Consider the following 25291-nt stretch of genomic DNA (forward strand, 5'->3'; position numbering starts at 1 on the left):
AACTGCAATGTCTGTCATTGTTCTTCTCCGGATGCCCTGACTGGCAACGGCACCCTAGCACTAAAGTAAGGCATAGAGGCCGTTCACCACATCAATTCCCACACGCCGGCGCATGTTCCGTGGCGAGGCCCATATCGCCCAGCTTGCCAAGACGGCGCAGCCGAAGCGTCCGATCCGCCTGGCCGCGCGGATCATCAGGCTCGTGACGCAAGTCGAGAAAGCGGTCATTAGCTTCCGCGAGCATCGCCCGGTCGATACGGGTAAAACGATCCTGGTCGATTTCGGCGACCAGCTTGCGGCGCTGCTCGATCTCGGTGACAGGGCCGAGTTCCAGCGTCACCAGTTCGCTCGCCCGTTCGCGGATGCCGTTGGCGAGATAATCGCCGTTGATGACCAGATCCTCGCCCAGTTCGTCACGGCCGTTGACGACGACATGCACATGCGGATGGCCGGTATTATGGTGGTTGACGGCCACCCAATCGAGCTTCGTGCCAAGATCGGCTTCAACCTGCGCCATCAGGTCGCCGGTGTAGCCCGTCAGGTCGGCGAGATTCCCGGCATCCTCCGGCGAGACGATGAACCGGAACTGATGGCGGTCGTCGCGCCCACGATCGAGAAACGCATCACCATCGGCACGGTCTTCGATCCCCGAATAGAGCCGGCCCCGTTCACCGTCGCGGGCGGTGCCGTCGCGCTGGATGTAACGGAGATGGGCAGCGGCCTTGCCATTCCGCCCGGCGGCACGGACGGAGCGGGATTTGACGACGACGCGGCGGCTACCCGGTCGCCGATGGCTCCAGCCATTCGAGAGGTTCCGGGCGCGCACGAACGTCGCCCCGCGTCCACGCCGCACACCACGTCCGGACGCGATGCTTCCCTGCCCCCTCGGCGCATGGCTAGGCCCGCCACCTCGAGGGCGTCCGCTCGCGCCGGTCGCCGCCTGTTGCTGGCGCGTGACCGTGCGCACCCTGGTCAGGAAACTCCTGACACGACCGACCTTCGGCGTGTCGGCGCGGATACGGCCAGGCCTCGGGCGGAAGCGGTTGTCGTCGCCCGCGCTCATGGCCGCTGATCCGCCCGAAACGGCCACAAACAGGCAAGAGTGCCGCGAAAACCGGGGCGGAAACTGACTTTGCCGCCTGTGGCGGCACCATACCCCCTCAAAGGGGGTGCCACCCAAAACAATGTGCAGACAAGGGCTTGCCCTGCGGATCGGACCCATGGAGTGCCGTCCGCTTTAATCTTGCGCTCCCTTTTCTGTCCTCTTTCCGCCTCTCCACCCCCTGCCCCTCGCCCTGTCATCATGGCCGCGCTCCCATGCCGCCATGCGCCACGAACAGGCCATCCGCTCGCGGCATGATCCCCGGCATATCGCGCCCAGACGCACCCGCCGCATTGCGATCCGACTGCACGATGAAGAGCGGCGCACGGGTCCAGGCAAACCGATCGGCCGCCGCGATCATAACGGGAGCATAGCCGCCACCTCCGATGATCGGCGCAACGGCAGCGACGTAGGCACGCGTTTCCAATGGCAATGGACGCCCTGCCAGAGACGCCTCATAGCGTGCGGGACCGGCATTATAGGCGGCGAGAAAACCCGGCGAACCGTAGCGGTCATGCAGTTCGCGGAGATAGGCCGCGCCCGCCAGAATGTTGTCGCGCGGATCGTAGGGATCGCGGCCAAGATGATAGCGGAGGCGCAAATCGGCCCATGTGCCGGGCATGATCTGCATCAGTCCCATCGCGCCCGCTGACGAAACGGCGCCCGGATCGCCAGCACTCTCGGCCCCCATGACGGCCCTGATCCAGATCGTCGGAATGTCGAAACGCCGTGCAGCCTCAGCGATCTCGGCGGCATACGGGATGTCGAGTGTCTGCGCCAACACAACAACCGGCGCCATGACAACGAGGCAGCCCGTCAACAGCAGACACGTAATCCGGGTCTGACTGCGCATGGTGTCAGTCCCGTCCGTCACGCTTGTGGGGGCGGCTCCAGTGCAGCGACCAGAGACCGCCATTGCCGCCATCACGGAACAGATTGGCGCGCAACGGCTGCGGCAGGAGGGGATCGTCGATCAGCAGGGCAACGTAATCGCCAGCGCGTTCGCCATTACGTTTCCAGCCGGCACCAATCTCGGGGCCGTCCTCGTCATCGCGATGGATGCGATAATCGGGTGCGTTGTCGGAGTCCGATTTCTCGGCCGGCATGATGACGATCTCATGAGAACCGAGGAAGGTCTGGATGCGTCCGGCAAAACCGGTCTTGTCGCGCGTGAAGCTACCGATCTGCGGCATGGGAAGTCTCCATAGCGATGTTGGGAAGAGACGGCGTCGGCCTGTCAGCATATAGGCCGTGCCAGACGAAATGACCGTCGCCGCGCGCGTCGGTGTAGAGCGGCGTCGCCCGACCGATCACGGTGCTGCGCGGAAGCGGACCGAAATAGCGCCCGTCCAGACTGTCGCGAACGGACGGGTTCATGAGGAAAAGCTGATCCGGTGCGATGCGGCGGCAGCCCTGCCAGACCGGCAATACGCGCCTACGCCGGTCGCGGTCCTGCGCTTCACCCAGCCGCACACCATCCACGGTGACAATGCGGCCAACACGGCACACCTGTTGCCCCGGCAGCGCCGCGATAGGCTTGAGCAGCGGCACACCCCGGCCGATATAGCCCCGCCCGACCATGAAATCCGCCAGCGGTTTCGGTGGCCTGACGGCGACCAGATCGCCGGCCTTCAGCCTGTTCGGCGCTGTAAGGTCGTAGAGGCCGAGGGGCGTGCTGGCGGAGGCGTTCCAGAGCAGCTTCACCGGGACGATGGACGCGACGGCGACGCCCATCGCAGCAAGATACGTCGCCATGACATAGCCGAAGCGGGTCATGACCTGATCTCCCGCCGCCTGAGCCAGGCCCGATGACGCGCCATCGTGTAGACGCGCGGCTGCTCACCCGCGTTCAGCCGGTTGCCGACATGCCGCCAGTGATCGGGCGCGACCGCGCAGGCGTCGATGCCGGCCTGTTCCACCCCGTCGATATGGCGGAGCACCTGCTCGACCTTCGGCCAGCCTACAACCCGCAGCAGGATTTCACCGCCCGGACGGACAAAGGGCACAATCTGGCAAGGTTCTCCCGGTGCCACGGCGCTCAGGATGTCGATGCGCGATGCGATCGTGCCGAAATCGTTGGCCACCCAGCGGACAAAGGCGAAAACGCTGCCAGGCCGGAAGGAGAAGATACGACGGCGTCGGTCGAGGATCTGTTCCTGAGCCTCATGACCGAACCTGATCCAGTTCTCGACACGCTTGTCGATGTGGGTCAGCTCCACATGGGTCAGTGGATCGCGTGCAAACGGCAGGGCGTGGCCCCACGCACGAGACGTTGTGGCGCGGGTCATGGCCCGTCTCCCGGCATGGGAGAAAGACCACACGCGTGCGGATCGCCCGGCCGGTCGGCGGCACCGGCACCACGGTCGGTATCCGGTCGCCCCAACATCAAAAAGTTAGAGTCTAAGTTAGACTCTAAGTTAGGAGCGCGATTCCGCGTTTTAGGCCAAAGACTTAACTGAGGTTCGTGCGCCTGAAATCCCGATAGTGATGCGCCCGAAGTCCCGATAGTCCCTGCGCCCGAAATCCCGTGTCCGCCCACAGCGTCATCCACAGGCACTGTGGATAAGTTGGCGGGACGAATATGCAGCAGGTTCCGCCGCCCCTCGCGTCGGATCGCGAGGTGATAACCGGGAAGCGACTGGCGGACGGCGATGCGCCGCAGGTCGAGCGCGAAATCGGAGACACGCGCCAGGCTGCCGGATTTCTCGTGAAGATGGGCGATCTCGAACAGCCAGCCCTGCGGCTGATGCCCGGCATGTTTACGGGCGACGCGGTAGAGCCAGCGTTCGATGCCGCCCGTCAGGCGGAAATAGGCCGGGTCGATGGTCAGGACCAACGAGCGGTCGATGACGCCGCGATAGAACCAGTCGGGCAGGACGCACTCCATGCCCTCGACACGGCCGTCGCGGGTGGTCCGTTCCTCCCATTCGTTGATCCAGGAGAACTGGTGCCGGCGCCAATGCTCGCCATTGCGGATCGTGGTGCGGATCACGGTCGATTGTAGCCGGGCGAACGCGGCCTTGAGCAGCCGGTATTCCCGTGCGCCCGTGGCACGGCCAACGGCCGTCAGAAGCTGGTATGGGGTGAAGCGCAGGAAGCGGGACGTCCTGAGGCCGTCATTCTCGGCCTCGACGATCTGCGAAGCGGCCCAGATCAGCACGTCGGCATCCCAGATGGTTGCCATGCCGTGCTCGGCCAGGCCGTGAATCTCGACCCGCTGACCGCCGGCCTCGTAGAGGATCGGGGCGACCCGCTTCACCTTGGAAAGCGAGAAGAACGGGCGCTCCATAAGGTCGCGCTGGTCGCGGGGGCTGGCATCCCCACCCGCGATCACGAAGGGATCGAGGCGCAGCCGCTCGCTCTCCCTCCCGTGCTGGCCGCGCTGCGGTATGACGCCGGCCATTCAGAGAGTCGCCTTTTCGGCCGGAGTCAGCGGGCGGGCTGGGAAGACACGGCAGGGAGTCTCATCGGTGGTAGACCTGCGGACACCATTCTCGACCCAGCCCTGAAGATCTGGGAGGGCGTAGACGATGCGGCCGCCGATCTTCCGATAGGTCGGGCCTGTGCCATAGGTACGGTGCTTTTCCAGCGTGCGGATGGAAATACCGAGGAAGCGCGCCGCGTCGGGCGTGCGCAGGAAACGGGGCGGCAACCCCGTCTTGGGATCGAGCATGATCGGGCCTCCGGTTGGGTTCGGCGGCTGCCGGTCACGACAGCGGGCCATGGCGAACCGTGGCGGAGGATCGGCGGCGTGGAGAGTGCCGGAATGAAATGGGATTGATTCCGACACCCCGATAGGAGGTGCTTATGTGGAAAGGAACTGACAGTCAGCTATCGGGAGGAGAAAACCGAAAGAAGCCATCTCCACAATGGAAGAATCTAAAATCATAAATCAAACAATAATATTTTTATACTGCTATTATTCGTCTTTTTTTATGTTAGAAATACTTTCTATATAAGATAGAATTATCCTTTTAGAAAAAAGGTATGCCTCCATATGAATTTTGTACATTGTTTTTTTATCATCGGAAATAGAACCCCCATGCACTAACTGTGATCTATAATTATATAGTTTATAAAACGGATCAACCTCTTTCTTTCCCAGAAGGTTTTTAACTAAAATTCCACAATTTTTTCCAATAGACTGAAACTCATTTGATAATACACCTTGAGTGATAGATTTTTTGACGTTTTCATCAAGATCGGCTTCACTTAATTCTTTTTTTAAATAATTTAACGCCTCAATTTCATTATCCGAGCGTTTTATTTTTTCGGATAAAACTTCAATAGCAGTCATTGATAAAATTATTTTATTTATGAGAAGATCGTCGAATAGAGATGCCGTAAGTATAGATATGGCAGTTTCTAACTTTTTAAATTTATTATCATAAATAAAAACATCCTCAAATTTATTGTAATTTTTATCAAATGAAAGTGTAAATTCTTCGACATCAAAAGTATCGCTTTCCATTTTAGTCATACTGTTATACTGAAAAGTTCCAGATGGAAATAGAACAACTCCGAATTTATCACTAAAGTTAATTAGCGGAATTGTACAATGTTTTTCATAAATATCAATGTGCCGTCCAATAAAAACACTTTCTAATTCCCTTCTTAACTTTTCAACAATTACTTCAGAAGCCAGATGCTCAGGATAAGAGATACCTATCCCAGATTCAGCAAAAGCTAAAATCAAAGCCTGCTCAACTTTCTTAGAAACATCGACGATTTCCCGATAAATTAAATTATCCGAGCTCTTCAATTTTAGGATCGTAGATCCCTTCAGTGATTCATTTGAGTCGGATACGATAGTAAATCTATCTAAAAATACTATTGAATCTTGATCCACTCCAAGTGGTTTTGATATCTTAAAGCGAATATAGAAACTCCATTTAGTCTCTTCAGAGTCCATTATGCTTATGGTATCTTCATTTGAATCTTCAACTCCTGCCGACATTTCGCCTTCCATTATTTCGATAAATTTTTCAAATTCAACTTCATCAAGTTGCTCAATAAAATCTTTAATAGTACTATCCATTTCATGCATTAATTGATCAATATCCGAATCTTCTGATTCGACCTTATTTTTAATAATATCCTTTATAATTTTAAAAATTTCTTTTATGTTTTCTTCTTCAAGAGGTCTTTGAATTTCAACTCCAAATAAAGTATTGGTTTGATTATTACACACAACAAAATCCTCATTGTAACAAGTGTGACATTGATTTTTTATAGCAATATTTTTATCCGAAAAAAATATCTGTGCGGCAGTCAAAAGTGAGGCGAAAATGAACCAAAGGCGAGCGTCTTGGATATCGCCGTCTCATTTTGCCATACGACCGTAGAACGCGGGAGTGACGCCGACGGAACGCTTCATATAGCGTGTCAGATGCGCCTGATCGGCGAACCCGCATTCCGTGGCGGTGTCCGCAATAGGACACCGGGCGTCCAGAAGCTCTCTAGCGCGGGCCAGGCGTCGTTCCATGAGATAGCGATGCGGCGTTACGCCGAGGCTTTGCCGGAAAGCCCGCACCAGAAATCCAACGGACAATTCAAGCTCCGCCGCCAGTCGAGCAACCTCCAGCCGTTCACCCATGTGACGGTCGATCAACCTATCGATCGCGGCCAGACGAGCCGCCGTGATCCACGGAGCAGCAACCCTTCCTGAAGTAAACTGATGGAGGAGGACGGCGGCGAGGATATCCGGCTCCGATGCGATTTTCTGTGTCCCGGAGAGCAGCCTGCGCCGCAATGAACAGGCGGCTGCCACGGCGTCCGGGTCGACAATTCCGTTCAACGGTCGCTCTCTGGCATCCCGATGCCCTATCATGATGGTCGGCATACCGCGCAGGACGAGGTATTCACCGCCTTCGTCCGAGCGGGAAAACACCGGACATGTGCTCGGCACCCAGGACAAGGTATTGGGGCGCCGCAGGAAAGAGTGCGCCTTCCCGGTTCCGATCGCATCCACCCCGCGCTGCGCCTCGAAGGCAAAGCCGATCACAGCGCGATCAGAGGTTGCCTGCACATCGTAGGCCGCCTTGGGCCACAACTCGACCACCCAGTTCTCTGTCTCAAGCCTTCTGACCGTTTTCGCCATGTGCATTTTGTTCAAGACCCGTTCCCCGGCTTCGATGGTAACGGTCACGGATGGGAAAGGGAGAAGAAAATGCACGTTCTTGGTCTTCTGGGCGGAATGAGTTGGGAAAGCACGGCGATCTATTATCGGCTGATGAACGAAGGCGTCCGGGCGCGAAAGGGTGGTCTGCACTCGGCTCCCTTGCTGCTCTGGTCACCGAATTTCGCGCTGATCGCAGACCGCCAACGTGAAGATGACTGGTCGGCGCTGGCGGAACAATTAGGCCGGGCCGGTCAGCACTTGAAACGGTCAGGCGCTGAGGCGTTGCTGATTTGTAGCAACACCATGCACTGTCTCCATGAGACCATCGAACAGGCGGCGGGGATCCCGGCACTGCATATCGCGGACGGAACCGGTGAAGTGTTGCAACGCGCCGGCTGCAAACACCCCATGCTTCTTGCGACCCGTTTCACGATGGAACGCGAATTCTACACGAAACGCCTGCGCGATTTGTTCGGGATCACGGCCAGGATTCCCGATGAGGATGCGCGGATCGGCATTCATCGCATTATCTATGAAGAACTTTGCCAGGGTATCATACGCGACGAAAGCCGGGCGTATTATCGTGATGTCATCAAACAAATGAAAGCAGAAGGAGCCGACAGCGTCATTCTGGGATGCACGGAAATCACCATGCTGATCACGCAGGATGATACCGATCTGCCCGTTTTTGATACCACAGCGATTCACGCTGAGGCAGGCGTTTCCTGGATACTGGGCTGAAAAGCGCACAGAGTCGTGTCAGAATATTATCGGCCTGTTGCGGCTCTTTGGTCATGTTCGGACTCATGATAGCTTCCTGGTCCCCCGCCTTATCTCAACGCTCAGACAGACGGATCGGATAGCGCAATAAGTCACGATAGCCGCCACGAACATAATACTGACCATCAGCAACGAGACGGCGGACCTGGTTCTTGCGAGGATTGTTTTCCCAATCGGCCTTCCTGCCTTCAAACCCGAGCAAAACTTCGGCGAGCTTGCGATAACTCGCGCCAGCCGTCCGACCGTCAAACGCCCGGAGCATCAGGATATGCCGGTCCCGCGTTTGCTGCGGAAAATCATGAGCCCACCTGCCCTCAGACCGGCCAACCAGCGCGCGCCATAAACGCAGCACGGCCTCCGCGCGAAGTTCCAGCAGCTTGTCGAGCGGCAAGATGATGACATAGGTGGCGCGCCCGTCCGCCGGAGGTGTCGGGAGCCAGACCTGATGCGCCGATGCGCCGGACCGCCAGAAACCATGCCAGGCATCACCGTCATCCAGCCGCACGACGAGGTCCGGCAATTCCGCGAGGTTGATCGGCATGACGACCGGGTTATCTGTGTCAGCGAGAGCCTCGCGCAGTTCGATCACGTCAGGCGAGAGTTCCGGCATCCAGAAGACAGGCGTGCGGCCGGCAGGCTGCGCCGGATCGACAGGGAAATCGCAAACCCCATCGTTCGGAGAAAGCTTTCCTGCCCCTTGGCTTCGGAGCCGCAAGCGTTTTCATTCGCTGGAACGCGCGACGATATTCGTCGTCACGTCGAAGATATTCCCAGGCCATGCCGGCAGCAGCAATGTCTTGTGCGTGTTCGTAAGCGGCCGGCGACTGCCAATCTGATATCGGCATCGCGTTACCCTTCCTCTTGCGCCTGCTTCTGGCAGCAGGAACATCAGGATGCGCAATGGGAAGATTTTGTGCAGACTGTGTTTGGAGATATGTCGATCTCGTAACACGATCGCACGATGTTATGGCGTTCGTCCGCGCTACCAAAATAGTCCGCGAGCCGGGCACGCGCCCGGCGAGCGGCACTTATTTTCCATCTTCCCGTCGCCGATCCGCGAAGTCGGATCGGCGCAAATTTGTACGGACAGACAGGCCCAAGAAAGGAAAGACGCAGAACCGAATTGTCGGCCCTGCGGCGTTCGATCCCTATGCTGCTATTTTCTTCGCCGCGTGCCAGGCCAGTCGCCGGGTCGCCGTTGCCGCATGTTCTGCGTCGAGTTCCATCCCCAGCCACTCACGGCCGAGATGCTGCGCCGCCACCAGCGACGAACCCGAACCGCAAAACGGGTCCAGCACCAGACCACCAGCCGGGCAGAACGTATCCACCAGCGGAAGCAGCGCCGCGACGGGCTTTTGCGTCGGATGCAGCCTGTTCCCCGAGTAGGGCATGTCGATCACGTCCGGCACCGGCTGATGGGGCCGCATCGCATTTCCCTTCGCCAATAGATAGGCGCTTTCGTGCTCGTAGCGCAGAAAACCCGAAGATGAGGCGTATGACTTGCGAAACACGATATGCCCGACCATGCGGAACCCGGCGGCTTTCCAGGCGTCGGCAAACAGGTCGATCTTATTCCATCCGTAAAAACTGACGGCAAGACCGCCCCATTTCAGGACACGGTGCATCTGATTCACCGCAGGCCGGAGCCAGCGCGCATTATCGTCATTGCGGACCTTCCGCCCGTCCCTGCCCTGATAATTCACCAGGTAAGGCGGGTCGGTCAGGATGAAATCCACCGAATTGCGCGGCATTGCCCGCATCAGGTCCACGCTGTCGCCATTGAGAATGGTATTGCGGAAATCGGTCGCCGTGATGGTGTTGCCGGTCATGGTCTTTGCCCTTTGTTCCGCGAGGAACAGCCCCCGCTGTTCCTCTGCCTCGCGGCGAGCAGCGGGGTAGCAACGGCAAGGGCGACCGATGGGGAGGGGTCTCTCCCGGTCTGCACGGAGCGTAGCGCAGGAAGATCGGGGACACCCCATCGGGCGGCGTCAGCCTGCTGACGCGAACCCTTGCCGGCGCGAGGGCGGAGCCCTTAGCCTGTTCTTTTTTCTGTTTCCAGCACTCCAACTTTCTCTGAAAGCGCGGCGAGGATGTCGAGCTTGCCCATTCTTTCGGGAATTTCGAGCAGCGGGATACCCGCCTTCTGCAAGGCCAGACGCTTGACCGCCATGCGAGCGTCAGCGTCGCCGGACAGATCGTGACCGGAACCGTTATACTCGACCACCAGGACCGGATTACCAAAACGATCGATCAGAAGGAAATCGACGCGCTTGCCACTGTAGGACTTGAACGCCCGCTTCTGACGCGGATCATCCGGGGCATAAGGCGTTTTGATGAAGCCACCCATCGCAACTTCGAAGGCGAAACGCCAGTCGGGCTGCATATCCTTGATCCATTCATCGATCGCATAGAGCACGCGCACGGCTTCCCGATTGACGGGAGGGACTGCCTTCAGGCTGCATTCATCAATGAACCGCAACTGGTTCTGCGGATCGGACAGGTCATTTTCCTGTCGGTATTGCCGACGCCGTTCGTCTTCCTTCTGCCGAACAGCGGCCTGCTGCGCCAGGGCCTCTTTCGCGCGGCGATCCCGAACGTAGAATCCGATGGCATATCCGATCGCCAGAAAAATGATCACCTTTTCCACTTCCGCCATGCCTCCCTTTTCTGCGCGATCACCGCCGATTACCGCATTGACCGGCGTCTGGTCTTCTCAAATCCCCTTGTCCCGTCCTTCATCGTTCCTGTCGCCCCATGACCGGGAAAGTGGACAGGATGGCACGCAAACCCGTCAGGATCAGGATCGAGGTGTTCGACCCCACTGAGGCGGAAACAGCCGAAGAGGCGTTTCGCCCCTCCAATGAAGCCGTCCGATCCCTCGCCCGCCTGATCGGGCGTCAGATCGCCCGCAAGCAGTTTGAGCGTGCCCGCGCGCTGGAGCGGAAACAGACCCGGCAGAACCGATCCGGCCCCATGCGGTAGCTTCCTCTCCCCGGCTGCGTTTCCCCCGGCGAACGCCCCCTCGCCGGGCAGTCGTGCATTTTTCTTGTGACCATTATGGTCCCGTGATATAAGGTCAGTCAATGAGGATCATCGCCCGTCGCACGCTGAGAGAGTTCGTCGACAGTCTGGTGGGTCAGAAGGACCAGCCGGCCGTCAAGGCGGCGCTGGATGCCTGGTTCGCCGAAGTCGGCAGGGCTGCGTGGACGAGCACTGCCGATGTGAAGCGGCTCTATGCCACGGCCAGCATCGTCAGTGCCGAGCGGATCGTCTTCAACATCAAGGGCAATGCCTATCGTCTGGTCGTGGCGGTCGATTTCGAGAAAAGTATCGTCTGGATCAAATGGATCGGCACGCACAAGGCGTATGACAGGATCGACGTGACGGAGGTGGAGCATGACGGCTGATCTGAAACCCATCCGCAACGAGGCGGATTATGACGCAGCGCTGGAAGAAGTCGGCCGGCTGTGGGGTACGAAGAGCGGCACACCGGACGGCGACCGCCTCGACGTGCTGGCAACGCTGATCGACGCCTATGAGGCGAAGCACCATCCGATCGACCCACCCGATCCGGTCGAGGCGATCCGCTTCCGCATGGAGCAGCAGGGCCTCACCCGCAAGGATCTGGAGCCGATGATCGGCCCGCGCAACCGGGTGGCCGATGTGCTGAACCGCAAGCGCGGCCTCTCGATCGATATGATCCGCCAGTTGCATGACGGCCTAGGCATCTCGGCCGAGGTGCTGATCCGGCCCAGCCGGATGGACAAGGTCGCCTGATAGGAAACACCGCCATGACCCGCGTCGCCCTGTATGCCCGCTACTCGTCCGACAACCAGCGCGACGCCTCGATCGAGGACCAGTTCCGCATCTGCCGGGAACACGCGAAGCGGGAAAAATGGAAGATCATTAACGCCTACAAGGACGCGGGTATCTCTGGCGCCAGCATGATCCTGCGTCCCGGTATCCAGACCCTGTTGCAGGATGCCCAGGCCGGGCGCTTCGACATCGTTCTGGCCGAGGCGCTGGACCGCATCTCGCGGGATCAGGCCGACGTCGCCACCCTGTTCAAGCACCTGAAATTCGCCGGCGTGCCGATCGTTACCCTGGCCGAGGGCGAAATCAGCGAACTGCATGTCGGTCTCAAGGGCACGATGAATGCCCTGTTCCTGAAAGACCTTGCGGCCAAGACCCATCGTGGCCTGCGCGGCCGGGTTGAGGACGGCAAATCCGGCGGCGGTCTCTGCTACGGCTATCGCGTCGTCCGGCAGTTCGACGCAAAGGGCGAACAGATCCGGGGCGATCGCGAGGTCGACGCGCATCAGGCGGAGATTATCCGCCGCATCTTCCGGGACTTCGCCGCCGGCATCGGCCCACGCGCCATTGCCAAAGCCCTGAACGATCAGGGCATCGCCGGTCCCGAGGGCAAGCTGTGGAGCGACACCACCATCCGGGGCCATGTGAAGCGCGGCACCGGCATCATCAACAACGAGCTGTATATCGGACGCCTGGTCTGGAACCGGCAGCGCTATGTCAAAGACCCATCCACCGGCAAGCGCGTCTCGCGCCTTAATCCGGAATCCGAGTGGGTGGTAACAGGGGTTCCCGATCTGCGGATCGTCGATGACGCGCTCTGGCAGGCGACCAAGGCCCGCCAGAGCGTCATCGCCGAGAAGTACGTCAACGTCACCGAGGCCGTTCGCGCCCACCACAAGCGGAACCGGCTCAACGGCACCCGCCGCCCGAAATCCCTTCTGTCGGGCCTGCTGTTCTGCGGCCTGTGTGCTGGCCCTTACACGCTGCGGGGTTCCGACCGCTTCGCCTGCTCAGGCCATGTCACCAATGGTTCCTGCGCCAACAGCCGGACGATCCCCCGTCCCGATCTGGAGCGCCGCGTGCTCTCCGGTCTCAAGGACCGGATGATGGCGCCGGAGATCGCGGCCGAAGCGATGCGCGCCTATGCCGAGGAGACCAATCGCCTCAATCGCGAGCGCCGCTCCAACGCCGATGTCTGGCAGGTGGAACAGGTGAAGGTCGAGAAGCATATCCGGGGCATCATCGAGGCCATCAAGGAGGGCATGTTCCATCCCAGCATGAAGGCGGAGATGGACACGCTCGAAGCCCGCAAGGCTGAGCTGGCGACCCTGCTCTCCGACGTTCCCAACGATGTGCCTGACCTGCTGCCGAGTGCGTCAGCGATCTATGCGCGCAAGGTCGGACGCCTGACCGACGCCCTCAACCACCCTGAGGAACGGCTGGAAGCTGCCGAGGCACTGCGGGCGCTGATCGAGAAGGTTGTGCTGACACCCGGCCCGAACCGGGGCGAGATCGACGCGATGCTGTATGGGGAACTGGGCACGATCCTGAGCTGGATCGAGCGGCAAGCCATTGGAAAGGCTGAAAAAAGAAACACTCCCGGAGTTGGGCTCACGGGAGTGTCGGTATCAGTGGTTGCGGGGGCATGCAACCAATGTAGCCTGCGTCTTGTGAGCGGGTTCGTTGAACGTATCGCAGCATAGCTAAACGACTGAAAAAGGAGAAGCTTTTTCCCGCGTTCCCTTATAGCCCGTGGGTGTGCTGAATGTGGCTGCACATGCGCGTGCCCTTCTGTCGCCGGAGCACGACGACAATCAACGCCAGTCTGGCCCGTCACGGGATATTCATCATGGACGGGCGTGGCCGTCAAATGGATAACGTGCACGTTGAGCGCCTGTGGGTATTCTTGAACCACGAACCCGTCTACTTAGTTGGGCTCGAAACCGAATTGGCAATGCGGATGGGGTGGCAGAATGGGTTGCCATTATAATGCGCTAAGTCCACATCCCGCACTGGTCGGATGCGAGCCCCATCAGGCGCATCATATCGCGCCGGCACCGTCAATTGGGGAGGCGTCCCCCCCCCCCACACACAAGACAACAAATAGCAATCCGGTCAAAGAGGCGGCATCGCGACCGCTGGTTATCCTTAGAAAGTCAATAAAACTGTTGGAACGGACGGCACATCCTCTCTAAATAATATCTAGGATTTCTACTATAACCTGATTCGCTTGATTGAAATTTTCAGACGAACTCTAGAAGGCTGTCCTGACCAAGCCACCGTCAATGCGATAACCTGCTCCTGTGATGGCGGCAGCCCTATCGGAGACTAGGAACGCTATTAAGTCTGCAACCTCACGTGGCTGCACAAAACGGTCAATCAAACTAGTCGGCCTATATCTCCTTATGAATTCCCGCTCCATCTCGTTTTCGCTCATGGTTTCCCCCTTGAAGACCGATTTTACAAAATCGCTGACCCCTTGGGTCCACGTTGGACCTGGCAACACACTATTCACCGTCACTCCAGTACCAGCCGCCACTTGGGCATAACCCCGTGCACTTGCGACCTGCGCAGCCTTTACGGCACCGTAATGGATCATTTCTGTAGGAATTTGCAAGGCCGACTCACTACTTACAAATACAACTCTACCATCTCCACGTTCTATCATCTGCGGCAGATAGTGCTTAGTAAGGCGAACTGCACTCAAAAGATCTACTTGAAACATTTCAAGCCAGTCACTATCGGTGAGATCGAGCGCCGATTTTGATTTGAACATTCCAGCGTTGTTGATGAGCACATCAACGCGCGGGACGGAAGCAGAGACCAGGGGAACACTGTCTTGACTTCCAACATCGGCAACGCAGCTCGATATTTCCCCGTAGGCTTCTAAAGCCAGGACTGCTGCCTGAAGTTTAACAGGATCGCGCCCATTGACCACGACGTGAAACCCATCGAGTAAAAGTGCTCTAGCAGTTTCAAATCCAATACCTTGCGAACCGCCAGTTATTAATGCGATTTTTTTGCTCATGCTCCCAACTCCCATTCCATTGATTTAGGGTGAAAATGCTACAGTCCTTCCTTCTGGAAGTAATGCATAACTATTTGCGAGTTATTCGCCTCAAAATAGTTTTTTACGGAATATCCGATGGTAGCGAAGTCTACTACACCAGCTCCCTCGCGAGGTATCAGCTTGATTCTCGCGACAGACGCATCGGAAACTTTCCACTTTAAATACATACCTTTTACTGGATCAATGATCTTGTAGTAATAAACTCCCTGCCATGGTTCTGGCCCGCGGAGACCTACTAGAAACTCATCATCCCCGTCGTTATCAAAATCGGCTGCCACAACGCAGTGGCCTGGGCCTTCTCCCAACTCGTTCGGGTCACCGTAAACGTCAAGAATATCGCGGGACCACTGGGATCCCAGATTGCTACATCCTTGAGTCGCGTAATAAATACACACGGTATTTCCGTGGAATGGCTCCAATGACAGCACGATGTCGTGACCAGTACTTCCCAGATGCCCAATGGCCGCGTCGCCGCTGCCTTTGAATCCCGTTCGCTCGAGTTGGCTGCCTTCGCCACTTCCGACCGTTTGCCACGCCCATTTTTCTTCGTTGATGTCGTAGAAAAAAATGCGTACGCCTTCGTCAGAACAAATCAATAAGGCATCGGCGCTTCCCGTCGGGTTACCGCCGCGAATAAGTTCCACACCGTGAACGAAACGGAAATCACCATTATTTATAATTTTACTAGGCCATTTCTCGCGAGAATTTCCATCGCTCGGAGAGCTGAACAAGACTATGGGCAATACGGCATGTGTACCATTGAGCCCTACTATCGGAAACCCAATGATCTCCATATGACCAGATGTAGTAAAATTTCCAACACGGAATCGGTGCAGCGCCGGAATTTGTCCGATTAGATGATGCTGCCACGGCACATCAGGGGACGGACCCGGTTCAAGCCATGCGAGTTTCCCGCCGTCGCCAGAAGGATCTCGGAACGTACCAGTGCACCCGTACAAATCATAGCAAATTATTGGATTCAGCCGCCCAGTTCCGTCCAATGGCGCGAGATCCATGGCCACAGGCATCGTGAGCGAGTTGGTCAAAAGTTTTCTTCGCCAGCCGCCGACAAAAGGAGCTCCAAACCACGTATCGCGAGAGTATAGAAATATCTCACCCATGGTCGGACCATAACCGATGATTTCGTTACGGCCTTTGGCCGAAATACCGCCCCAGTCAACCCAATATCCGTCCCGAAGAAACTCGTCGACCACCTCCTGCTCGAATTTTGGCGCGACTATGGTGGCTGATATATTCTCTTTCATTGATTATTTTCCTTCGCTCTACACTCGGTTTCCCATTTTTTGACTTCGTTATAGGATCACGAGGGACAGTAAGTTGCCTGTATGACAGAAGGCCGTTCGAGGTTTAGTCTCATTCGGGCGCGCCATGTAGGATATCTCTCCATCGAGATCGCTAATCCTGTGCCCCAATTAAAATAGGGTATGAGGTAAGCATCAATAATTGTTAATTGATCAGTCCACCAATCGAAACTCGCAACAAATCGCTCGATTTCCAGGAACTGATCAGGTAGTAGTCTGATCGCATATTTACTGATTTCCTTCCTGATATTCTCGTCAAATGCTAAGTGCTCGGGTCTGAATATGGCGCCGATTGTTCTATGCACACTGGTGCTGAGCCATGACAGAAATTCTACTGTTCGTAACTCCACTTCTCCCTTAGGAGGAAATATATCGTGGCGTTTTTTTGCTAACGACCGAATAAAGAGAACAATTGCTCCGAGTTCCGTGAGTATAAAATCATCTCTAGTAATTACGGGAACCAACCCTTTGGGATTGATGCCTAGAAAATCTGGGGTACGGTAATTTCGAAAAGAGTCGGCTGTTCTATCGACGTAAACAACTTCAAAGGGCACTCCTAATTCGGACAATAATACATGAACCGTAGCCGAAATTGTATTTGGGTCTGTATATAGAGTTAACATGGAAAACTCTCCTTTTACATTCCGGACTAAACCCGAAGAAAATGATGCGACAAAATCCGACCATGCTCAGCCGCAACCTGATTTTTTTCCATAATATTGAATTTCGGTAGGGGCATTTGCTGCTTCGGCGTGGATCAACGCTACAAATGTTGCTCTCTGTCACTCTAAATTCGGTGTCTGGGGTCTGACGCGATATCACTGTAATTTACGAGCGCTCGATGATTTGCTTTCCGTAATCGTTCCTCATTTTATTAGTAAAGCGAATTATATTATAATAGAATAGCAAGGTCCGTGAGCATGAATACGCGAAAATTGATCCAATATTACTTAATAACCCAGCGCGCCACTTGAGGGCATGGCCTAACCTGCTTCGACCTATGTTTTTTTTCGATGGTAGAATAGCTTCAACGCACTGGCACCCATGCATGATTACGACCTCGTTACATCTCGCCAACTTTATGAAATTCATAGTGTACGACCATAGACGCCGAGAACCGAGACAACGGGCGGGGAACTTCATCTCAGCCGCCCCAAACACTGGTGCTAGCCACCAACTAACTCCGCATGGTGTCACGCCCCCTTGTTTGTTGATGATGCGCGAGGGCCTCGCCTGTCATGCCGCAAGTCAGGCCGACCAGTGTGACATGTCCGATTTCTTTCATGGACGCAGGCAACTGGTTGACATCCGCCAGACCGAGAAGCTGTGTTGCCACAGGGTAGGCCATATTAACATTGCTCTCGCGCAAGCTGTCAGCGATCGTCCAGCGTATCAAAGTTTGATTACCGAGGACAACGCGATCGCGGGCGCAGGACTGGCAGCCCCGGTGGGCACGACAGACAAGATGCCGAGAACCATCTTCATGGTCGTCATACGACAGTCCCTTGTCTAGACAATGCGATGATCCAGAAAGGGCAGCCTCCGCGGATTACTTCATCAAAATAGTGGCCCGCCTTGCGAGCGAAGGCGTTGAAAGTTTGCCAACTCTTGCGGGATGCATGGCTGTGCCGAATGGGCTGGCGCAAGGAACATCAATTTCACCTTGCACCATCAGCAATAAAAGGGAAGTCGCTTTTTTTGTGCTATGGCGTCACCGACATGCACAGTCATGCATCTCAAAACTTTTGAGCCGGTATTACCAACAGCTCACCTTATAAGTTTTTGATTTTAAAAACATACAATATAATCTACTTACTATAGACGAGATATTTTTAATAGATAATAATTTTACGCAGTAATAATCGTTAATATCTCAATCTTGTTATTCCGAAACATCAATGTGGAATTTTGGTATTACATACTGGGATAATTCGTATATAACCTCGTCAGGTGGACGCTGACTAGGCCGGAGCAATATAGCAACATGTGATAATTTCACTTCATTCATAATTTTTAAATAATCCATTAATGTATTTCGCCCCATGCGTCCACCGAATCGAAATGGCTGCAGCGGGCAATCAGGATCTCTATCTAGATCCAAGTGAAGTGCCGTTATTACCCCACGAGTACTTCGACCAATAAGTTGACGTTCGTGCTCCCAGTCTGAAACTTTTTTTGCCAAGTGCTCAATAGGCCCAGGATATACGAACCATGCGTCAGCATGGCGCGCAATCCAAGATGTACTTTGCTGGGCTCCCCCTATCACTACCCTCGGAATTAACGGCTGGATAGACCGAGGTAAAATAACGGCGCCCTGTTCCATTGACTCCATGTCGCCTGAACGCCACAATTTTTCAAGCGCGACGAATGACCGACGATATATCGCCCCGCGTTCATCGTAATTGACGGCATAGAGAGGATATTCGAGTTTTCGATCTCCGGAAGCAAGGCCCAAAACGATCCTCCCTCCTGACAAAACGTCTGCGGACGCCGCTGCTTTCGCCACATCAATCGCACTTCGCAATGGTAGCACCACCCCGGCAGTCCCAATTACAATTCGCGAGGTGATCGCGGAGAGGTAGCCGTAGTTAACGAAGGGATCAAAGATGCTTCCCGCGTCTCCGAAATGAATAGGATCAAACACCGGAACATCTCTCTGCCACACGGCTGCAAAATTTCCTTCTTCGGCCAATTTCACGAGATACCCTTGTCGGCTTATATCAGCGACACCTCGAGCCTCCGTAGGGGAACTCCTGGCCCAGTCATTGTCGATCGGAAGCTCGATGCCGATAGTAAGGCAGTTCCTGCAAAGTTTATCTAACGCATTCATATTGGTAATCCTGGAAAAGTGGGCCTAACGACAGAGAGAAAAAACCGTGCCGACCGCGTATTCTTCGACCGCACCTCATTGAGCGGCATAGCCATCACGAAATTTTTTTTTCTTATCTAAGGCGTAACTCAAGACCGCCAAAACAAAGGCACACACGACAACCGCAGCAGCGGCAACGGGTGTCGTTCCCACGCCACCACCAGAACTGACGATCTTCGCCCCAACGAACGAACTGAAAGCGATGCCAAAATTCGCCGCCGATATGTTGAGCGCTGAAGCTACATCTACTCCATTTGGCCGAAAGGTCTTCGCGAGATCGACAATATATAAATGCAGTCCAGGCACATTTGCGAATGAAAAAACTCCGACAAATGCGATATTTAATAGCAACAAATATGGATGCAGATCGGTTATATACAGGAGCGACAATAAAACCCCTTGAATTAGAAATAATGGAATTAAGATTTTTATCGGCGTGCGGTTGGAAAGATATCCTCCGACCATGTTCCCTATGATTACCGACACCCCGTACAATGACAATATCGGCCCCACAGTCCACGTAGGCATGTGCGCAACCTCAGTGATAATTTCCGAGAGAAACGTAATAGCAACGAATGTACCTCCATACCCAAAGAAATTCATAGCGAACCCAACAAGCAGCCTACCGCTACTGAGAACGGATAACTGCTCATGAATGCTCACATCTTCATCTGTGCGAACACCACCGGGAAGCCATCTTGCCATGCAGGCAACCGAAACCGCGCCGAGGAGCGTTACAAGCACAAACGTAGCTCTCCAGCCGGCACGTTGCGCAATGATTGTTCCTAACGGGACGCCTAGTGCTATGGCTATAGTAAGCCCCGAGAAAACCGTTGCTATGGCAGAGGCACGTTTGTTTGGTGGAACTAAATTTGCAGCGAACGTTGCCGCTGTGGCAAAAAAGACACCGTGCGCTGCTGAGGTTGCAATACGAATAACCAATAACGCCTCGAAGTTGCCCACCAGTGGTGCGAGCGCGTTCCCTGCGGTGAATAACGTCATCAAGCCCAACATCAGCTTCCGGCGATCCACTTTCTGACAAAAAGCGGTTAACACTGGGGCACTAATCCCAACGCCAAATGCGTATAAACTCACCAGAAGCGATGCAAGTGAGAGAGATACCTGGAGGGATTGTGAAATGACCGGTATCACTCCCACCAATACGAATTCACTGGTTCCGATCGCGAACGACGCCAGTGCCATTGCCAATAGTGCAAACTTCATCATTCTTCTCCGAGAGTATCTAAGAGACCGCAAAGGCAGTACTGGCTACTTCGACCTTTTGAAGGTATTAATGGACGTACTGGTTCGTCCTTTGCGATAGGTTGCGTATGTCATGCTACATCGACTGAGTTCCGTTGACTCGTGCCGCGTCGGCATAATTAAAGTGAATTGAGAGCAACACCGGAGTAATCCATGACTCAAGATATCGCGGAAATGCGTGTTTTCGTTGCAATAGTTGAAAATCTCAGTTTGTCCGAGGCTGCTAGGAAGCTTGGGCTTACGCCCTCTGCTGTCAGCAAGTCATTATCCAGGCTTGAGGCAAGACTAGGAGCTACTCTAGTCCATACATCTCCGAGAAAAATTTGGATAACAGAAATCGGGGCTTATTATTATGAGGAGTCCAAGAATATTCTAGATGACCTATGCGAACTCGACAAGAAAATACGAGGATATTCTTCTAGTTCTCCCGGGCAGACGATTAAGATCACGTCGAGCATACCTTTTGGACGTCTTTTACTATCACCGCTGCTCGCAGAATTTTGCAGAATTCATCAGCACGTTAATCTTGATATTTATCTAGATGACACTGTCGTAGATCTCGTAGAGGCTCAAGTCGATTTGGCAGTACGGGTGGGACCACTCCGCGATTCCACGTTAATTGCTCAACGGCTGCTAGATAGCCCTTACATTGTTGTCGCTTCGCCCGATTACTTACATAGGGAGGGATTCCCCGAGAAACCGACCGATCTTAATAACCATGATTGCATCGCTTATAATTTCAAAAGAAAAACGATGAGTTGGCCATTTCAAGTCGAGAAAAAAATATATCGCTTCATACCGACATCGCCTCGTCTTCGTGTGAACAATGGTGATTCTGCTCGGCAATTTGCATTGATGGGCGTAGGGATTACGCGGCTAGCCCGTTTTCACGTTGATGATGAAATAAGAGAAGGAAAACTTGTCGAATTGCTTTCCGAATTCAGAACAGAAATGGCTGAACAGGTAAATGTAGTGTATCACGGAAAACATAGACACAATCGTAACATTAAGTTATTAATAACATTCCTGAAGAATTCTCTTAATGAATCATCGCGGCACAAACAAAACACTCTCTAAATTATGAAATAATTCAAAACAATACTGAACTTCCTCTACCTCTATCCTTATCTCTTGCGACGTAATATCAGGTCTCGGAGCCTTTTTGGGGAAGCCACGGATGAACGTTTCTGCTGAGCATGAGGCTTCCCATGGCGATGTGGATCATGGCCTCTGCGACATCAATCCGCTATTCGTCGTCCTTCACGAGGAGAGGCCGGCGGACCCACGACTTCGACAACAGGATCATCTCGATGTAAGCACACGGGATGAACGCGGGCGAGATCCACGGCCATCTACTTGCAATCTATGGCCTGGAAGCGTCGCCGGGCCCAATCAGCGTCATCACCGACGCCGTGCTGGAGATGTGACGGGACGGCAGAACCAGTCGCTGGAGACAGTCTACCCAGTCGTGTTCTTCGATGCATTCCGGGTGAAGACCCGAGACGAGAGCGTGGTGCGCAACAAGGCGGTGCCCATTGCACTGGGCGTACCCGTCGACGGTACCAAGCAAGTCATCGACCTGTGGATCGAGCAGAACGAACGCGACAAATTCTGACTCCGTGTCATGAAAGAACTACACCATCGCGACCATGAGGATATCTTCGTCCTCATCGACGGGCTAAAAGGCTTCCTCGATGCCATCCGTACCGCCTTCTCCGAAACCCTAGAGCAGATCCCGTTCAGATGGAATCATCTGAACGGGTGAAGATGCTCGCAAAAACAAACAACCGGAACGTTTTTCGCGAACCGTTTTGAGCGGAAAACGCTCTAGTGCAGACTGTATCGTTCATCTGCTGCGCCATTCGCTGGATTTCATCGCCTCGAAAGACCGGAAGTCTGCGCCTATGGCATTGAAGGACATTCTATATCCACAAAATCTGTTTGGACCGGACATGATTTTAGTAATTGCGACCATGTCCGGTCTCGCATACGAAGATTTTATGCTTACGTATTATAAATATTCATACTGATATCAGGCTGAAAATATTCCACTCTCATCTCTTCAGCAAGGACTTCGTCTTTCGATGCCCTAAACGCCAGAAAATGAGGCGATTTTGTATGTCGGTCGAGGTCCGCTTGAGTCGCCCAATGTTCATAAAACATCCATGTAGCGGGGTTATCTGTGGAACGGTGCAGATCATATGTGATGCACCCGTCCTCAGCAAGAGTTGGTTTGATACCCGAACGAAGACGCTTCCCCAGCTCTTCCTCTTGTCCAGGCTTCGCGGTAAGTTGTGCTACCACCGTTACTATTCTCGTCATTTATGTTGTCCTTCTTGGAAAGAACTTCCAGGAACTATTGTTCTGGAAGATGTTGGGTTGTCCCTGGTGAGCACCTCTCATAGAACACCATCTATTCATGGAGAGAACGTGATTTCTTAATAATTTCCATAATGTGGAAAAAGACGGGAGCAGCGATAAAAACTCTCTGAATGGCACAAATACGTTGGTTTCTTGATACTACACGAAATACCAAAGCCACTTTCCGGTTACGATTTTCGTCTTAATCCCTTTAAACTATAAAAATCATGTAGGGAGATGTACTAAACTACTGAATTTAACGGCACAAGGATCAGAAAAACTAACGACTAAATTTGGAGAATATCTCTTACATTTGCATCTCATTGACAATTGCCAAAAAACTAGGTTTCAGTCGGGAAATATAGCACGGAAAGTGATCAATTTATTTTTTTATACATATTTTATTGAGGGGGCCATATGATATAAACCGCCATTAATTCGGCATTTGTAATGAGATAATCTTGGTTTAAATAATATTATACGCATAATTTCGCAAAATCAGGTATGTTGTTTCCGTAACGAGTCTAGTTATCAGATAATAATTCGCAACAAATTATTTTTTTTAAATCAGAAAGTATTCCAGTGCCATCCAAACACAATCTGTTTCAGCAAAATACTGATGAAAAGGGTATGAAAACTCTCCTTCGGCGATCTCTGAGCAGAATGGTTCAGAAGTTGTTGTGCCTGGTGCCAGTATATCTTGCTCGATAATTGAATTATATTTCTGGGAACGAAATTTTTGCATAATTCCGACTCCGTATAATTGAGTGTGTATTTCTAAGAAATCATGTTTGTCGTGAATTCCACAATGGCTTCCGGCAGACGCGAACCAAAAATTTGCATAAACAGTAAATAGGCGCGGACCAAGGTTTCCCTTTTGAGGCATTGTTATTATATCGAGATCAATTGGAATCGTTCCGATTTTTATTCGCGGCGACTTCCAAAGCTCGCCATAACCGTTTGTGGCGGGATCAAGTTTAAATTCTTTCCATCCTAACTGCTTAACGCAGCTCATTTTTTTTGGGATCACATCTAAATCTACTAATAACAAGTTGTTTCCTGTTAATCGGCTCCCGCGTTGGTAGTGGCGGGAAGAGAATGGCCTAAGCGCACTTGGAGGAGACCCTTCTGCGTAAGCCGTCTCTTCGCCTATATTAACGACAATCATTTGGTGATTCATGAGGAGTTCTTGCGCGCGCGCAGCGAATGACAACTTGATACCGTGGTCAGCAGAGATCTCTAACTGGTCATTTACCGTTCGAGACATTGTATATTCCCTTCATATTTGTCGAGAGATATTGCTAAATGTTGGGCTCTATATAATGCTCCATTGATACGCGATATGGTCCGCTGGCAGTTTCCCAAAATATTTTGCAATCGCAGCAACACACCGTGCCGAGGCGTTGCCGTCCCCATAGGGCTGTCCCAGATGAACGCGATCTCCTTGATTGTGTATCTCTACCAGCGCATCAGTGGCATTGTTCAAAATACTTTTCAGATCACGGCCAGTTAATTTCGCTACCCCCGTTGAGACGGCTTCAGGACGTTCGGTTACTGTCCTCAGGACCAGAGTTCGTATTCCAAGGGTAGGTCCCTCTTCTTCAGCGCCGCTACTATCCGAGATAATAAGGGAAGAATTATTGAGAAGATCTACGTATTCTGGATAGGAAAGCGGTTCAATGAGGAACACGTTTTCTAATCCTGAAAGCGCCGGAACAAAAGCCTCGCGAACGATGGGGTTTTTGTGGAGAGGAACAACTAAACTGACGTCGTTTAGCCTTGCAATTTCCCGTAGCGCGCTGGCGACTTCTGCCAAGTCATGCCAACCCTCGCGTCGGTGTGCGGAGGCTATTATTATTGGCTTTTGACGCGATACTATAAATTCGATTTGTTCCGAGCGCGGTGTTCTATTATTACTGATAAAATTCTGTAGTGCATCAACTACCGTATTTCCTGTCACAAATATAGCATCGCTGTGAATGCCCTCTCTTAGCAAGTTTGCTCTGGCGCCCTCCGTGGGAGCTAAATGTAGATTAGCTATTTGCCCGACTAATTTACGATTAGCCTCCTCGGGAAATGGAGATCCTGCATGGTGACTGCGAAGTCCAGCTTCGACATGGATCAGTGGTATCCTATTTTGAAATGCGTATATGGCGCCAGCAAGCGTGGATGCTGTGTCACCGTGAACTATAACTGCGTCAAGTTCTCCAGGTACTACAGTCGCGTCGAGACCTTCGAGAGCTCTCTGAGTAACCTGGGTGAGACTCTGTCCTGCTCGCATTATTCCGAGATTAATTTGGGGAATTATACCGAACGCCTCAAACGTCTCATCCGCCATCTCACGATGCTGCCCCGTCGCTATAATTCGAGGACAGAAATTTTTGTCTTCCTGCAGCGCCGCGTAAAGCGGTGCGCATTTTACGATTTCAGGCCGTGTTCCGATAATGAAAGCTATGTTGATCATTGGTCTCTCCGTTCTGCTTGATTACCTAGGTGCTCATCCAGGAACAGAACTGTGCCGACCAATACGGCACAAACCCACCCTACTCTGAAGAACGGAAGAATGTCAATTTTTATTGCGTACGGACCG

At 53.6% G+C, this 25291-nt stretch carries 30 protein-coding genes and 1 pseudogene; 8 read left to right on the forward strand and 23 right to left on the reverse strand.

Annotation, left to right across the window (positions count from 1 at the left end; translation table 11 throughout):
- Positions 1 to 91: 91 nt before the first annotated feature.
- From JN414_RS14600 to JN414_RS14640, 9 genes are all read right to left on the reverse strand, one after another.
- Complete coding sequence (locus JN414_RS14600) at positions 92 to 1063, reverse strand: relaxase/mobilization nuclease domain-containing protein (RefSeq protein ID WP_202208582.1); 972 nt, start codon at positions 1061 to 1063, stop codon at positions 92 to 94.
- Positions 1064 to 1301: 238 nt separating this feature from the next.
- Complete coding sequence (locus JN414_RS14605) at positions 1302 to 1955, reverse strand: lytic transglycosylase domain-containing protein (RefSeq protein WP_202208583.1); 654 nt, start codon at positions 1953 to 1955, stop codon at positions 1302 to 1304.
- Between the two features lie 4 nt (positions 1956 to 1959).
- Positions 1960 to 2295 (reverse strand): DUF736 domain-containing protein, encoded by a 336-nt coding sequence (locus tag JN414_RS14610; protein WP_202208584.1) that lies wholly within the window; start codon positions 2293 to 2295, stop codon positions 1960 to 1962.
- On the reverse strand, positions 2279 to 2878 hold the full coding sequence (locus tag JN414_RS14615; RefSeq protein ID WP_202208585.1) for a S26 family signal peptidase: 600 nt from the start codon (positions 2876 to 2878) through the stop codon (positions 2279 to 2281). Before JN414_RS14615 ends, JN414_RS14610 begins: the two co-directional genes overlap by 17 nt.
- Positions 2875 to 3390 (reverse strand): DUF2840 domain-containing protein, encoded by a 516-nt coding sequence (locus JN414_RS14620; RefSeq protein WP_202208586.1) that lies wholly within the window; start codon positions 3388 to 3390, stop codon positions 2875 to 2877. Before JN414_RS14620 ends, JN414_RS14615 begins: the two co-directional genes overlap by 4 nt.
- On the reverse strand, positions 3387 to 4505 hold the full coding sequence (locus JN414_RS14625) for a replication initiator protein A (RefSeq protein WP_202208587.1): 1119 nt from the start codon (positions 4503 to 4505) through the stop codon (positions 3387 to 3389). The genes JN414_RS14620 and JN414_RS14625 overlap by 4 nt, the downstream gene beginning before the upstream one ends.
- Positions 4506 to 4775 carry an AlpA family transcriptional regulator gene (locus JN414_RS14630; protein ID WP_019086238.1) on the reverse strand — a complete coding sequence of 90 codons (270 nt, stop codon included), beginning with the start codon at positions 4773 to 4775 and terminating at the stop codon, positions 4506 to 4508.
- A 246-nt stretch (positions 4776 to 5021) separates the two neighbouring features.
- On the reverse strand, positions 5022 to 6293 hold the full coding sequence (locus JN414_RS14635) for a HEPN domain-containing protein (protein ID WP_202208588.1): 1272 nt from the start codon (positions 6291 to 6293) through the stop codon (positions 5022 to 5024).
- A gap of 132 nt (positions 6294 to 6425) precedes the next feature.
- Entirely contained in the window at positions 6426 to 7208 is a 783-nt protein-coding gene (locus tag JN414_RS14640) for a helix-turn-helix domain-containing protein (RefSeq protein WP_237390105.1), read from the reverse strand.
- Between the two features lie 63 nt (positions 7209 to 7271).
- Between JN414_RS14640 and JN414_RS14645 the strand changes: the two genes are divergently transcribed.
- A complete protein-coding gene (locus JN414_RS14645; RefSeq protein ID WP_202208590.1) occupies positions 7272 to 7964 on the forward strand; it encodes an aspartate/glutamate racemase family protein in 693 nt (230 codons plus the stop codon).
- A 94-nt stretch (positions 7965 to 8058) separates the two neighbouring features.
- On the opposite strand, the gene JN414_RS14650 is transcribed toward JN414_RS14645, so the two are convergent.
- From JN414_RS14650 to JN414_RS14660, 4 genes are all read right to left on the reverse strand, one after another.
- On the reverse strand, positions 8059 to 8613 hold the full coding sequence (locus JN414_RS14650) for a DUF2285 domain-containing protein (RefSeq protein ID WP_375781688.1): 555 nt from the start codon (positions 8611 to 8613) through the stop codon (positions 8059 to 8061).
- Positions 8594 to 8848: a transcriptional regulator domain-containing protein gene (locus tag JN414_RS17275; RefSeq protein WP_375781689.1), complete on the reverse strand. Its 255-nt coding sequence runs from the start codon at positions 8846 to 8848 to the stop codon at positions 8594 to 8596. Before JN414_RS17275 ends, JN414_RS14650 begins: the two co-directional genes overlap by 20 nt.
- Before the next feature lie 303 nt (positions 8849 to 9151).
- On the reverse strand, positions 9152 to 9832 hold the full coding sequence (locus JN414_RS14655) for a DNA methyltransferase (RefSeq protein ID WP_202208591.1): 681 nt from the start codon (positions 9830 to 9832) through the stop codon (positions 9152 to 9154).
- A gap of 203 nt (positions 9833 to 10035) precedes the next feature.
- The gene (locus JN414_RS14660) at positions 10036 to 10659 is read right to left on the reverse strand and encodes a DUF2726 domain-containing protein (protein WP_237390101.1); all 624 of its coding nucleotides are present in this window, start codon (positions 10657 to 10659) and stop codon (positions 10036 to 10038) included.
- Between the two features lie 98 nt (positions 10660 to 10757).
- Here JN414_RS14660 and JN414_RS14665 point away from each other — a divergent pair, with 98 nt between their 5' ends.
- From JN414_RS14665 to JN414_RS14680, 4 genes are all read left to right on the forward strand, one after another.
- Positions 10758 to 10985, forward strand: a complete 228-nt coding sequence (locus JN414_RS14665; RefSeq protein WP_202208592.1) for a hypothetical protein — start codon at positions 10758 to 10760, stop codon at positions 10983 to 10985.
- A gap of 101 nt (positions 10986 to 11086) precedes the next feature.
- A complete protein-coding gene (locus JN414_RS14670) occupies positions 11087 to 11410 on the forward strand; it encodes a type II toxin-antitoxin system HigB family toxin (protein ID WP_007283918.1) in 324 nt (107 codons plus the stop codon).
- Positions 11400 to 11780: a type II toxin-antitoxin system HigA family antitoxin gene (locus JN414_RS14675; protein ID WP_202208593.1), complete on the forward strand. Its 381-nt coding sequence runs from the start codon at positions 11400 to 11402 to the stop codon at positions 11778 to 11780. The genes JN414_RS14670 and JN414_RS14675 overlap by 11 nt, the downstream gene beginning before the upstream one ends.
- Positions 11781 to 11794: 14 nt before the next feature.
- Positions 11795 to 13519, forward strand: coding sequence for a recombinase family protein (locus JN414_RS14680; protein ID WP_202208595.1), 1725 nt, complete (start codon positions 11795 to 11797; stop codon positions 13517 to 13519).
- A gap of 551 nt (positions 13520 to 14070) precedes the next feature.
- Here JN414_RS14680 and JN414_RS14685 read toward each other — a convergent pair.
- The 6 genes from JN414_RS14685 to JN414_RS14710 all read right to left on the reverse strand — a co-directional run bounded on the left by JN414_RS14685 (position 14071) and on the right by JN414_RS14710 (position 20304).
- Positions 14071 to 14844 carry an SDR family NAD(P)-dependent oxidoreductase gene (locus JN414_RS14685; protein WP_157772957.1) on the reverse strand — a complete coding sequence of 258 codons (774 nt, stop codon included), beginning with the start codon at positions 14842 to 14844 and terminating at the stop codon, positions 14071 to 14073.
- A gap of 38 nt (positions 14845 to 14882) precedes the next feature.
- Positions 14883 to 16151, reverse strand: a complete 1269-nt coding sequence (locus JN414_RS14690; RefSeq protein WP_194265268.1) for a VCBS repeat-containing protein — start codon at positions 16149 to 16151, stop codon at positions 14883 to 14885.
- A 56-nt stretch (positions 16152 to 16207) separates the two neighbouring features.
- Positions 16208 to 16831 (reverse strand): glutathione S-transferase family protein, encoded by a 624-nt coding sequence (locus JN414_RS14695; RefSeq protein WP_086897444.1) that lies wholly within the window; start codon positions 16829 to 16831, stop codon positions 16208 to 16210.
- Between the two features lie 554 nt (positions 16832 to 17385).
- Complete coding sequence (locus JN414_RS17020) at positions 17386 to 17604, reverse strand: hypothetical protein (RefSeq protein WP_237390103.1); 219 nt, start codon at positions 17602 to 17604, stop codon at positions 17386 to 17388.
- A gap of 486 nt (positions 17605 to 18090) precedes the next feature.
- A complete protein-coding gene (locus tag JN414_RS14705; protein ID WP_194265270.1) occupies positions 18091 to 19038 on the reverse strand; it encodes a TIGR03571 family LLM class oxidoreductase in 948 nt (315 codons plus the stop codon).
- Between the two features lie 75 nt (positions 19039 to 19113).
- On the reverse strand, positions 19114 to 20304 hold the full coding sequence (locus JN414_RS14710) for an MFS transporter (protein ID WP_202208598.1): 1191 nt from the start codon (positions 20302 to 20304) through the stop codon (positions 19114 to 19116).
- 189 nt (positions 20305 to 20493) lie between these two features.
- Here JN414_RS14710 and JN414_RS14715 point away from each other — a divergent pair, with 189 nt between their 5' ends.
- Complete coding sequence (locus tag JN414_RS14715) at positions 20494 to 21417, forward strand: LysR family transcriptional regulator (RefSeq protein WP_086897447.1); 924 nt, start codon at positions 20494 to 20496, stop codon at positions 21415 to 21417.
- 67 nt (positions 21418 to 21484) lie between these two features.
- Here JN414_RS14715 and JN414_RS17280 read toward each other — a convergent pair.
- Positions 21485 to 21703, reverse strand: a pseudogene (locus JN414_RS17280) (hypothetical protein); the annotation flags it as partial.
- A gap of 60 nt (positions 21704 to 21763) precedes the next feature.
- Here JN414_RS17280 and JN414_RS14720 point away from each other — a divergent pair.
- Positions 21764 to 21955, forward strand: coding sequence for a transposase (locus JN414_RS14720; protein ID WP_086897448.1), 192 nt, complete (start codon positions 21764 to 21766; stop codon positions 21953 to 21955).
- A gap of 9 nt (positions 21956 to 21964) precedes the next feature.
- Positions 21965 to 22105, forward strand: coding sequence for a hypothetical protein (locus tag JN414_RS14725; protein ID WP_164076295.1), 141 nt, complete (start codon positions 21965 to 21967; stop codon positions 22103 to 22105).
- 239 nt (positions 22106 to 22344) lie between these two features.
- On the opposite strand, the gene JN414_RS14730 is transcribed toward JN414_RS14725, so the two are convergent.
- From JN414_RS14730 to wecB, 3 genes are all read right to left on the reverse strand, one after another.
- Positions 22345 to 22662 (reverse strand): putative quinol monooxygenase, encoded by a 318-nt coding sequence (locus JN414_RS14730; RefSeq protein WP_086897449.1) that lies wholly within the window; start codon positions 22660 to 22662, stop codon positions 22345 to 22347.
- Between the two features lie 601 nt (positions 22663 to 23263).
- The gene (locus tag JN414_RS14735) at positions 23264 to 23968 is read right to left on the reverse strand and encodes a hypothetical protein (RefSeq protein WP_194265271.1); all 705 of its coding nucleotides are present in this window, start codon (positions 23966 to 23968) and stop codon (positions 23264 to 23266) included.
- Positions 23969 to 24016: 48 nt separating this feature from the next.
- Positions 24017 to 25165 carry a non-hydrolyzing UDP-N-acetylglucosamine 2-epimerase gene (gene wecB, locus JN414_RS14740; protein ID WP_089179464.1) on the reverse strand — a complete coding sequence of 383 codons (1149 nt, stop codon included), beginning with the start codon at positions 25163 to 25165 and terminating at the stop codon, positions 24017 to 24019.
- Positions 25166 to 25291: the final 126 nt, after the last annotated feature.

This window comes from Gluconobacter sp. Gdi (assembly GCF_014132155.1).
Taxonomy (GTDB): domain Bacteria; phylum Pseudomonadota; class Alphaproteobacteria; order Acetobacterales; family Acetobacteraceae; genus Gluconobacter.